The sequence below is a fragment of the Ruegeria sp. AH3 genome, from assembly GCF_056536265.1.
On record NZ_JBQFJL010000001.1, the window covers coordinates 604,055 to 615,122 of the forward strand.

General features: G+C 59.5%; 9 protein-coding genes. 2 read left to right on the forward strand and 7 right to left on the reverse strand.

Annotation, left to right across the window (positions count from 1 at the left end):
* Window positions 1-187 precede the first annotated feature (187 nt).
* Window positions 188-658 (forward strand): rhodanese-like domain-containing protein, encoded by a 471-nt coding sequence (locus tag ACR3EM_RS02930; protein ID WP_480469322.1) that lies wholly within the window; start codon window positions 188-190, stop codon window positions 656-658.
* Window positions 658-1,482, forward strand: coding sequence for a CE1 family esterase (locus ACR3EM_RS02935; RefSeq protein ID WP_480469323.1), 825 nt, complete (start codon window positions 658-660; stop codon window positions 1,480-1,482). The genes ACR3EM_RS02930 and ACR3EM_RS02935 overlap by 1 nt, the downstream gene beginning before the upstream one ends.
* Here ACR3EM_RS02935 and mdoH read toward each other — a convergent pair whose 3' ends face one another.
* The 7 genes from mdoH to ACR3EM_RS02970 form a co-directional block, all read right to left on the reverse strand.
* Window positions 1,483-3,354 (reverse strand): glucans biosynthesis glucosyltransferase MdoH, encoded by a 1,872-nt coding sequence (gene mdoH / locus ACR3EM_RS02940; protein WP_480469324.1) that lies wholly within the window; start codon window positions 3,352-3,354, stop codon window positions 1,483-1,485. It lies immediately after the preceding gene.
* Window positions 3,351-4,850, reverse strand: coding sequence for an OpgD/OpgG family glucan biosynthesis protein (locus ACR3EM_RS02945; protein WP_480469325.1), 1,500 nt, complete (start codon window positions 4,848-4,850; stop codon window positions 3,351-3,353). The genes mdoH and ACR3EM_RS02945 overlap by 4 nt, the downstream gene beginning before the upstream one ends.
* A complete protein-coding gene (locus ACR3EM_RS02950; RefSeq protein ID WP_480469326.1) occupies window positions 4,847-6,064 on the reverse strand; it encodes an OpgC family protein in 1,218 nt (405 codons plus the stop codon). The genes ACR3EM_RS02945 and ACR3EM_RS02950 overlap by 4 nt, the downstream gene beginning before the upstream one ends.
* Window positions 6,065-6,096: 32 nt before the next feature.
* Window positions 6,097-7,467, reverse strand: coding sequence for a tetratricopeptide repeat protein (locus tag ACR3EM_RS02955; protein ID WP_480469327.1), 1,371 nt, complete (start codon window positions 7,465-7,467; stop codon window positions 6,097-6,099).
* A gap of 179 nt (window positions 7,468-7,646) precedes the next feature.
* A complete protein-coding gene (locus ACR3EM_RS02960) occupies window positions 7,647-8,831 on the reverse strand; it encodes a CaiB/BaiF CoA transferase family protein (RefSeq protein WP_480469328.1) in 1,185 nt (394 codons plus the stop codon).
* A complete protein-coding gene (locus ACR3EM_RS02965; protein ID WP_480469329.1) occupies window positions 8,818-10,437 on the reverse strand; it encodes a thiamine pyrophosphate-binding protein in 1,620 nt (539 codons plus the stop codon). The genes ACR3EM_RS02960 and ACR3EM_RS02965 overlap by 14 nt, the downstream gene beginning before the upstream one ends.
* Window positions 10,438-10,516: 79 nt before the next feature.
* Entirely contained in the window at window positions 10,517-10,981 is a 465-nt protein-coding gene (locus tag ACR3EM_RS02970; protein ID WP_480469330.1) for a DUF302 domain-containing protein, read from the reverse strand.
* Between the last annotated feature and the right edge of the window lie 87 nt (window positions 10,982-11,068).

The following is an 11,068-nucleotide window of genomic DNA, read 5'->3' on the forward strand; positions in this document are numbered from 1 at the left end:
CTGAATTGCTAAGGATAATTTATTGGCTGCATGGAAAATGCAAGGTTTCGAAAGGCTCTAAAGATACATTCTGGATTTGAATTGCGTGCTTAACAATGACGCGAACTTGATCTGGTAGCCCGATTTGCCGAGAGCGTCGCCATTTTCGGTATGATAGAAACAGGCAGAAAGTTCAGGAGGATGCTGCATGGCAGACGTGAAGAACCGAACCCGAAGGTGGGTTTTGCTGGGCGGAAGCGCTGCGATCGCCTCGGGATTCGTGATACGTGAATACCTCCTGATCCCGCAGGATTACGTGGGCGGGCAGTTGCAAGTGGCGCAGGCCCATCAGAAAGCTGTGTCAGGTGAGGTGCTGCTAGTCGATATTCGCACCCCACGCGAATGGCGATCAACGGGTATTGGGGAAGGCGCGCGGCCACTCGATATGCGTCGTGAAGATTTTGTATCGGCGTTGATGGAACTGACGGGTGGCGACGTCTCGGCTCCTGTTGCTTTGATCTGCGCTCGTGGTGTCCGATCCGCGCGGCTGAGCAATCGGCTGACCGAGGCGGGATTTACCAATGTCATTGATGTGCCCGAGGGGATGCTTGGCTCTGCCGCCGGGCCGGGTTGGGTGCGCGCCGGATTGCCGGTTGAAGCTTTCTCTGAGGGGACGTGATGAAAACGCAGTACTGGATGTCTCTCTGTTTGGCGGTAGCTGGGCAATCTGCTTTCGCGGCATGCGGTCTGGTCGAGGGAACATGTGAAACCGCCTCGGGCGTGTATCACATTGAACTGCCTGCGGCTGAAAACCCGCCACTGCTGGTGTTCCTGCATGGATATGGCGGCAGTGGTGCAGGTACCATGAAAAACCGTGGCATGGTCGATCCGTTGCTCGACCGCGGTTATGCGGTGATGGCACCCGAAGGTCTGGAGCGGCCTGACCGCGGTGGCACCAAAAGCTGGAACTTCTATCCGGGTTTCGGCGATCGTGATGAGACCGCGTTTCTCAGCGAAGCGGTCGAGGATGCAGCCGAACGATTTGGCATCGACAGTGATCGTGTGGTTCTGGGCGGATTTTCGGCCGGTGCCTTTATGGTGAACTATCTTGCCTGCGAAGCACCCGAGACCTTTTCGGCCTATGTGCCTGTTTCAGGCGGCTTCTGGCGTCCGCATCCTGAAGCCTGCGAAGGGCCCGTTCGGATGTTCCACACCCATGGCTGGACGGACAATGTGGTTCCATTGGAAGGTCGCCTTCTGGGTGGTGGCCGCTTTCATCAAGGCGACATCTTCGCCGGGCTGGAAATCTGGCGCATTGCCAATGGCTGTGTCGACACTAAGCCCAGTGGGTTTTCGACCACGGGCCAGTTCATGCGTCGGAACTGGATGGGATGCGCCGAAGGCAGCGCGCTGGAAATCGCGCTGTTTCCCGGCGGGCATGCGGTGCCCAAGGGTTGGGCTGACATGATGGTGGATTGGTACGAAGGATTGCCCGGCAGCTAATTATTCCGCCGGGGTGACGATGCCTTTACCCTCGATCAAGCGCTTCAACTCATCGCGATAGCGCCGTGCCGAGCGTGTGATGGCAGGCTCACTGACGTCTTCACGCATCCCGACCATGCGGCGCGCAGCGCCTGCCGATACGCCGCTAAGCGCTGATAGCGGGATCGCCAACGCCAGGCTGATCGCTATGGGGGCCAGCCAAACCGAGACCAGACCGGCGAGGATACCCACGCTCAGCGCAATGCCGCTGACAGTTTCCAGCGTGTGGCACAGCACCAGCGTGCGCAGCCCGTAGCTGCCGCCGTCGCGTGCCTGCGGGGACCAGCCCTTTTGAATGCCTAAGGCGGTGCGGAACACTGCGATCATCTGCTGCACCATCAAGATCGGAGCATAGAGGATGGACAGGACGACTTCGGACAGGAACGAGGTGAAGAACTTCCGCGTGCCGCCGAAATCCGAATAGCGCACACCGCTGAGGGGCAGGGCAGCCACGCCCAGCACCTTGGGGGCCAGCAGCATGGCGTACATCACCAGAATGATAAGTACGTGTCGCGTCTCGGACATCTCGGGCCATTGCGGGAACAGTGGATTGTCCGGGCTGAAGTAGTGCAGGACCGAGGCTTCTTTTCCCTGACCGATCAGCGCCCACATCACCAGCAGAGCAAACCAGAGCGGGGACATCAGATAACCGACCGCACCGTGGAACATATGGAACCGCGACACCGCACGGAACCCGGTCGAGCCCAATAGCTTCAGGTGCTGCAGGTTACCCTGACACCAGCGACGATCCCGCATGGCGTGGTCGATGAGGGTGGGCGGAGTTTCTTCATATGAACCGCGAATGCGTGGCAGAAAGCGCACGGCCCAACCGGCACGACGCAGCAGACCGGCCTCGACGAAATCGTGGCTCATGATCAGCTTGTCCTGGCCATTGAACGACCGCAGCTTTGGCAGACCCGCGCTTGAGGCAAACGCACAGGTGCGAATGATGGCGTTGTGCCCCCAATAATTGCCCTCTTGCCCGCACCAGCGTGCAAGCCCTTCGGCGAATGCAATGCCATAGACGCCGTTAGCAAACTGCTGCATCCGGGCAAAGACCGATTGCGCGCCGATCAGTTGCGGATAGCTCTGGATCAAACCTGCGCCCGGATCACGCGCCAGCGCATCGGTCAAGCGGGCAATTGCGCGACCAGTCATCAGGCTGTCAGCGTCCAGCACCAGCATCGCATCCCAGTCCGCACCCCAGCGGCTGACCCAATCTGCGATATTGCCGACCTTCCTATCCGTATTCTGGGGGCGGCGGCGGTAATAGAGCTCCAACCCCGGTGCAAGCGTGGTCCGCAGCGCCTCGACACTGGCCTGCTCCTGCGCCGCAATCTCGGGATCGCGCGTGTCGGACAGGATGAACATGGCATAGTGGTGCTGACCGCCACGCTTTTGCAGGTCTTCCAGCATCGTACGAGCGTTGCCCAGCACGTTCCACGGCACCTCGTTATAGACGGGCGTCAAAAGCGCCACGCGCAGTGGTTGGGGGCGGCCCTCACGCTTTGGCTGCTCTTGCCGGGACAGCGAGACCATGCCCAGCAGCACAGTGCAGACGGTGAAAGAGATCCAGAAGAAGTTGAACGAGATCAGGGTCAGCAGGATTGCTTCGACCAGATTGATCCCCTCGGCGCTGAACCAATCGGACATGACCCAGAGCAAACCCAGCGTCGCCGCCATGGCCGGCGAAAATGCGAGCGCACGCCAGAACCCGGCAGAGGGTTTCTGCCCTCCCGCAGGCACCTGCGCATCACGGAAGCCCCGCGCAAAGTTCTGCGCAGGCATCGCCAGAGGAGCCTCAGGCGGCATGATATGAAGATCGCGACTCATGTGGTCCAACGGTAGAGCCAGACCTCGGAGGCCGGCTGTTTGTCTTTCAGCAATTGCGCGCGCAGTTCGACGTGGTTGCGTTCGCCTGGTTCGAACGAAAACGCCAGCCGCAGACCGCCAGTGTCCGGGTTTCGCTGTAGAACGCCGTCTGAGGTCTCGGCATGGGGCGAGTCCACGAACACGGTGATGGCCTCGGGGTCGTCGAACAGCTCGCTGTCTTCGAAATCGATCACGGCCAGGCGACCCTCGCCAAATGTATTGTCACCCATTGCAGTATTGATCACGCGCGGCATTGGCGTGCGCTGGGGTTCCTCACCCCAGATCAGGCGATAGGACAGGTCGATCTGGCTGCCTGCCGCGTAGGGCTCCATCGGACGCCAATAGGCGACGATGTTGTCATAAATCTCCTGATCCGCGGGGATTTCCACCAGCGTGACAGTACCTTTGCCCCAATCGCCATTCGGCTCGACCCACAGGCCGGGGCGCTTGTGATAATTGGCCTCAAGGTCAGCGTAATCCGAGAATTCGCGCTTACGCTGCATCAGGCCAAAGCCGCGCGGGTTCATATCCACGAAGGACGAGATTTGCAGGCGCGTCGGGTTGGCCAGCGGTCGCCACAGGACTTCTCCGGCGCCGTTACGGATCAACAACCCGTCGCTGTCGTGGACGGCGGGGCGGAAGTCGTCAAACCGGCTGTGGTTGGTCTGATCGAACAGGAACATCGAGGTGCCGGGCGCGATGCCCACGTGAGGCAGCTCGGTGCGCGGGAAAAGCGTCGCTTCGACTTCCATGACGCAATCGGCCCCGGCAGTGACATTGAAGCGATAGGCCCCGGTGACACTGGGGCTGTCCATCAGGGCGTGCACAACCATGTCGCGCTGGCCGGGTTTTGGACGTTCAAGCCAGAACCGGATGAATTCAGGGAACTCCTCGCCATCCGGATCGCCGGTTTTCAGCGCCAGTCCACGGGCGGACAGGCCATAGACCTCGTGCAGGCCGATGGCGCGGAAATAGCTGGCACCCTGCCAGACGCAGAATTCGTCGGTCTTGCCGGGCCGGTGCATTTCGGTGCGCAGGCGCAGGCCCGAAAAGCCCAGCGTGTCGTCGATGGGCAGCTGCGGCACGTCTTCGGATTTGTCAAACATCGCCAGATCGAAGGCGACCGGCTTGGTCATGCCGTCTTCAACAGTTGAAACCTTGACGGTGCGCGGGAAGTACAGGCCCGGGGTGAAGAAATCGACGTTGAAGGGGGTCTCGGTCTGGTACCACAGCGCGCGATCCAGCCGGAATCGGATCGAACGGTATTGCTGATAGGTCAGGTCCTGCCATTCCTGCGGAACCATCTCACGCTCGGCATAGTCACGGCTGGCCAGATCGCGGGCCATGGCGATGACATCATCACGGCTGAATGGGGTCTCTCCGCCCGTTGCGTATGCGGCAGGGGCGAAAGCCAATGCCGTTGATGAAGCAAGAAATGCGCGACGTGTAAAATTCATTTCTTCGATTTCCAGGGATGAGACTTAAACCACGCGGCCAGATAGGCCACGCCGATGATCATGGCAAAGCCAATCATGTTAGCGACAAAGACACTGGCAACATCCCGCCCACTCAGGTCCAGTCCGACGCCGATAAGCCGTGCTGCCGCCATGGAAAATACGAAAACCGCGAGCGATTGCTGGCCCACTTTGGTGATGACCATCAGCAGGAATTGCCAGACCTTAGCGGCGGCACCTTGGCCGGTTGCGATCAGGCGGTGGCCGTGTTCTCCGGCGACAACCCAGCCCAGATAGGCCAGTGACAGGAAGTGCATATAACGGAACAGGCCAAAGTCGGTCTTGTCACGGAATTCCTTCGTCACAGGCCAGACCTTGCGGATTTCGTCAGCCAGATCAGGTGCTGCTGCATTGATCCATGTGAACACCTTCCACGAGCCGAACGGCATCGAGAAGATCAGGAACAGTGCCGCCGCCCAGATCAGGGTTTTTGACACCGGCGGCGCGGGAATCCAGCCCCGCATGAAGGCAAAGCCGGTGAAGAACAGCAATTGCCAGCCGAACGGGTTGAAGAACCATTGCCGCTCGGACCACGGCTCGGCTGGAAGGTCGAGGTAGTCGAATTGCGCGATGAACCAGATCGCGACCGAGGCCACAGCCACCGCCCAGAACCCGATCCGGTGCAATCCCATGAACAGGGGCATCATCGCCAGAACCACCAGATACATCGGCAGAATGTCGAAGTAGTTCGGCACGTAGGTTAGGGTAAACAGCCCGACCATCTGCGATGCAGGATCATTGAAGAAATGCTGCAGGTTCAGAGAGGAGATATAGTTCTTCTCGAACAACCCACTCTGATTCAGGGCTGCCATCGTCATTGCGACGAAGAAGAACAGGCAGATATGCGCCCAATAAACCTGCCAGATGCGGAAGGTCACGCGGGCGGTGCCCATCCACCAGCCCTTGCGCATGAATGCCCCGCCAAAGGCAATGGCCGAGGCCATGCCCGAGCAAAAAACAAAGATCTCGGTTGCGTCCGAGAACCCGAACCGGGCGGGGATCCACTTGGCCCACGGGTCGTTGGGAATGTGGGCAATCAGGATGATGAACATCGCGATACCACGATAGAAATCCAGTCGCGGATCGCGCGTGCGGGCAGGGGCAGCGGTCTGAGACGCCACCGGAGCAAAATCAGAAGCGGGCGAAGCAGTCGCCATACAGTTCTGTCCTTCTTGGTCTTTTCTTGTTGTTATTCGGCTGGGACGCTTTGTGCGTCGTCGCTGTCGCGTGCGGCCTCGATCAGTGCACGGCGGGCGAGTGCATAGTTGTCCTCTCCCCCGGCGCGCTTGGCGCGGCGATCGTCCAGGATGTGCTCGACCTCATCCAGACGGCCCGCGCGCAGGCCGGAATCAATTGTGATGCGCTCGAATACATCACGTTGGGCGTGGCTGCCACCCGCCAGTTGCATCCCGGCGCGGGCATTCGACAAGAAATCAAAGGCTTGACCGTACAAACCGTCGCCGAAGGCCTCAAGCCCCTTGGCGGCAGCGATGCCCGGATCGGACATGCGGATCGGAGTGTCACCCTGATTGCGCTGGGCGTCCTTCTGGATACGCTGCAACATCTTGCCAGTCGCATCCGAACGATTGTCCCCGGTCAGCGCCAGCAAGTAGTGCAGATCGGCGAAGATCAGGCACCCGTCTTCGGTACGGGCGGCGCTGAGGTCGGCCAGTTCTTCCCAACGGTTGCCGACATCAATGCCCTCAAGCTCCATCCGTGAAAGCAGCGAGGTTGCGTTCGAGATATCACGGTAATCGTCCGTTTTGTCCTGGCGAATATGGTGATCGTAAAGTTCCATCACCTGATCGACCTGACCCAAATCCAGATGCATCAGCGCCTTGTGCCACCAGACGTGGTAGCGGAAGTTGTTGCAATGCGCCCAGGCATCCTCGCGCCCCGCAAGCCAGTCGAGCCCCAGCTGTGCGTTGCCTGTCATTTCATGAACATGCGCCACGGCGTGCAGACCCCAGGCATCATCTGACACCATCCACAGAGCCTGACGGCCAGCGATCTCGGCCTTTTCATAAGCGCCGGTTTCCTCAAGCGCAAAAGAATGGCATCCCAGCAGATAACCACGGCCTGCATGATCAGGTTCGTAAGCTGGCATGATGCGCTCGATCGACCGGCGCATGCCTTTCGCATCGCCCAGAACAAAACGGGTCGCGTGGCTGAGTTTCATAGCCAGAGTATCCGTGGGGTGCGCCCGCAGAATCTCTTCGAACTTTTGTACTGCCTGCGAGGGCAGGTCGGCCATGTATAGCGCCAAGGCTTCAACATAGAGCCGTTCGCGGGCTGAGACTGGCTGACGTTCCATCGCCGCATTGGCCGCGTTCAGCGCTTCGGCTGCAACGGCGATCATCTCGCGCCGACCCAGCAGAACCATGAACAGACCCTTGACCGCATGACCCAGCGCAAAATCCGGCTCAAGTTCCAGCACTTTGCCCAAGTGCTGGGGGGTGACAGCCGCATGCGCCATGAACCCGAGCAGAACACCATTCCATGCCTCGACACTGGCGGGCTGGCTCAGGGTGTTCATCTGTCCAAAAACGTCTTGTTTCATACTCGGGTCCAATCTGGTTTCGATTTGTACACTTTACGACTTAGCAGAGTGTGCAAGCGGGTCGTAACAGTATCGACCATGCTCTCGAATTGGTGAAAACCCGTGTGTGTAAAACGCGAAAAAAACCGCCGATTCAACGGCATGTTTCAGCAACTTGCCGCCGAATTAGGCACAGTGTTTCAATCTTCAAAGGGGTTTTTGGCGCTCAGAACCGCATCTGTATCGGCCCCGCATACCGGCGGCGCACTGCGATATGTTACAGGCGTGCGCGACAGGTTGAGCGGATTCCCGATCAGTTTGACTTCTCCGGGGTCGGCCTGCATCGAAATCTGCATTCGGCGCGCGGCGACCTGTTCAGTGTCAAAGACCTGATCCAATGTCTGCACCGGCCCAACCGGAACTTTCAACGCCTCAAGCCCGGCAATGACGGTATTGGTCTCCAGCCCCCGCATGGCAGGGCGCAGGACGGCATTCAGGGCGTCGCGGTGTTCCAGACGTGCGGGGTTGGTGGCAAAGCGGGGATCGTCGGCAAGGTCGGTCTTTTCGATGAAACTGCAAAATCTTCTGAACTGACTGTCATTTCCGACCGCCAGAATCACGTGTCCATCGGCGGTCTGATAGACCTCATATGGCACGATATTCGGATGCCCGTTGCCGCGCCGCTGGGGCACGTCACCCGAGGTCAGATAGTTCACGCCCTCATTGATCAACCACGCGATCTGAGCATCTACAAGCGCCAGATCGATCTGCTGACCTTCACCGGTCAGGTCGCGATGGCGCAGAGCGGCGAGGATACCCACACAGGCATACATTCCGCACATGACATCGGCGATACCCACGCCAACTTTCATCGGGGCACCTTCAGGATCACCCGTCAGCGACATGATCCCACCATAGCCTTGCGCCATCAGGTCATAGCCGGGCTTCGATGCATTCGGGCCGGTCTGCCCATATCCTGAGATCGAGCAATAGACGAGGTTGGGAAACTCTTGCGACAGGGTGGCATAATCCAGGCCGTATTTCGCCAAACCGCCTGGTTTGAAGTTCTCGATCAGGATGTCCGCATGCGCTGCCAAGCGCCGGATTTCCGCCTGACCTTCGGGGCTGGCAATGTCCAGTGCAACAGATTTCTTATTGCGATTGGAAGACATGAAATAGGCGCTCAGGTCGGATCGGTTGCCCTTGGCATCTTCGACATAGGGAGGGCCCCACTGCCGTGTGTCATCACCGCCGGTGGCAGGGTTTTCGATCTTGATGACTGTTGCACCCAGATCGCCCAGCAACTGCGTGCAGGTCGGTCCGGCAAGAATGCGTGACAGATCCAGAACCTTGACGCCCTTCAGCGGTCCCTCAGATGCGGCCATCATATCCTCCACGCTCGATCTCTGCTGCAATCACGGTAAATTTGTCCGCTTTTACAGCATCCTCCAGCGCGGAACGCAACTCGGAACGGTTGCGCACGGTATGGCCGTACCCACCAAAGGCCCGGCCCATGGCGGCAAAGTCGTGACGGTCGAAATCAACACCACGATTGCCCATCTGCCTTTGACGTTGCTTCAACTCGATCAGAGCGAGGCTTGCATCGACAAAGACTAGAAAGATCGGGTTGCCGCCCATCTCGGCGGCGGTCGACAGCTCTCCGGCGACCATGAGGAACCCGGCATCGCCTGAGAAACTGATCACCGGACGGTCCGGCTCGGCCAGTTTCAGACCGATTGCCATCGGTACGGCGCAGCCCATAGTGCACAGCGCCGAAGACTGGATCAGGCCACGTTCTTCCGCGCATTCCCACATCTGGCTGAGCAGAATACGGTGCGCGCCACTGTCTGCAGTGGCCAGCGTCTCGGGCGGCAGCGCGGCACGCGTTTCAGCAATGATGGCCGCTGGCCCCCAATCTTCATCCGAGGGAAAAGCCTGTGCCAACGCAGCTTTGACCTGTTCTGGCTCTCCATTCGGCCACGTCTTGCGGGCAGGGTTGCCCTTGGCGATGGCCTCAAGCGTTGCGCCCGTGTCCGCCACGAGATGCAATCCGGCCTGATGCATATAGTGGTCATTCACCACCGCCGAGATATCGATAACCCGCTTGTCCTCGGGGTCCCAAATCTCGCGCCAGCCGGGGCGCATTTCGATTGGGTCATAGCCCAGACACAATATCAGATCGGCCTGTTCAACCAGCGGGACCAGATGCTTGTCGGCTAACGGGGACAAACCCGCGCCGCCCAGACACAAAGCATGATCTTCGGGTACCACCCCCTTGGCCTTGTAGGTGGTGACGAACGGAATGCCGAAATGCTCCAGAAACGCCCGCACGACGCAACGCGAGTCGTCATAGAGAACATCCAGACCGATAATCGCGAGGGGCCGTTCGGCCTGTGCCACCCAGCGGCGGGCCTTTTCCAGACATTCACCCTCGGGGGCGACGGGGGCGACCTTGACGAGACGACGGCGTTTCACGTTCGACACGCGGATATCGGCCACCGAGATCGGAACGTCGATATGCACCGGGCCGGGGCGTGGTTGATTGGCCAGCGAAACGGCTTTGTCAGCGATGATGTCAGCTCCTTCGGCGGTCAGCATGAAGGTGCCTTTGGTGATCGAGCGATAGACCTGCGCGTGATCCATCACTTGATGCGTATAGGTCAGCGCCTCGTCCGCATCGACGCAGCCGGTCAATACGATCATCGGTACCCGGTCCTGCAAGGCGTTCGCGACCACGTTGATCCCGTTCATCGCTCCAGGACCCAATGTCGCCACCAGGATCGCAGGCGCGCCATCGCGGTGGTGCACGGCCTCGGCCATGAAACCGGCGGAATTTTCGTGTTTGGCTAGGTGAAAGGTGATCCCTGCCTGTTCCAGCGCATCGACCAGTGTCAGCACCTCGCCGCCGGGCATGCCGAAAGCGTGGCGGCATCCGGCCTCATAGAGGCGTTGTGCCAATAGATCCGCGGCGCGGGGGGACAGGTCCTGCATCAATCAAGCTCCGATCATCGTGTTATGCTGCAGATTGCGGAGGACTCACCCAGACGCAAGCAGGTTCACGCCACTGTGACTATTTGACGGCGCTTTCAGCAACCGCCTGAAACTTCGTATCCAGCTCCGCAGCAATTTCGCGCAATGTTTCGCCGCCCTCGTAGACATAGGGGGCAAAAACGAAACCGGGTGTTTTGTAGGACAAGGTCGCAGTCCCGTCCTCGTTTTCTGTCACATAGAAGCGAATGGGGGCTTCGATCATCGCGTTGGTAGAAGTCTCAAGCACCCGCACCGCGTAATCGTTGTTGAACGCGCCGATCACCCGATTGCCGGGAATGGTGATGCCACGCGCGGCTGCGGCTTTGGTCGGACCGGCCTGCGTGACCACGATCAGCCCGTTTTCCTTAACGGCGGCTTTGGTGTCTTCGACCAGTTGCTCATAGCTTTTGTCGCTGGGGTAGACAGCCCAGCCAGAGAGCGGCTCGGTAATGTCTGCCCAGGCAGGCAGGGCCAGCAGAGCAAATGCGATCCAGAATGCCTTCATGTGCCGACCCTCCTTCGGTGATCCCACGACTGATGGCAGAAAACCGATGAAACCGGGCTCACAATCTCGTGGGTCGCGCCAGGATTG

Bases quoted from the DNA above. Each gene is read 5' to 3' on its own strand.
- ACR3EM_RS02935 (WP_480469323.1), top strand. From the start codon at position 658: ATGAAAACGCAGTACTGGATGTCTCTCTGTTTGGCGGTAGCTGGGCAA.
- ACR3EM_RS02945 (WP_480469325.1), bottom strand. From the start codon at position 4,850: ATGAATTTTACACGTCGCGCATTTCTTGCTTCATCAACGGCATTGGCT.
- ACR3EM_RS02965 (WP_480469329.1), bottom strand. From the start codon at position 10,437: ATGCAGGACCTGTCCCCCCGCGCCGCGGATCTATTGGCACAACGCCTC.
- ACR3EM_RS02950 (WP_480469326.1), bottom strand. From the start codon at position 6,064: ATGGCGACTGCTTCGCCCGCTTCTGATTTTGCTCCGGTGGCGTCTCAG.
- ACR3EM_RS02960 (WP_480469328.1), bottom strand. From the start codon at position 8,831: ATGGCCGCATCTGAGGGACCGCTGAAGGGCGTCAAGGTTCTGGATCTG.
- mdoH (WP_480469324.1), bottom strand. From the start codon at position 3,354: ATGAGTCGCGATCTTCATATCATGCCGCCTGAGGCTCCTCTGGCGATG.
- ACR3EM_RS02955 (WP_480469327.1), bottom strand. From the start codon at position 7,467: ATGAAACAAGACGTTTTTGGACAGATGAACACCCTGAGCCAGCCCGCC.
- ACR3EM_RS02930 (WP_480469322.1), top strand. From the start codon at position 188: ATGGCAGACGTGAAGAACCGAACCCGAAGGTGGGTTTTGCTGGGCGGA.
- ACR3EM_RS02970 (WP_480469330.1), bottom strand. From the start codon at position 10,981: ATGAAGGCATTCTGGATCGCATTTGCTCTGCTGGCCCTGCCTGCCTGG.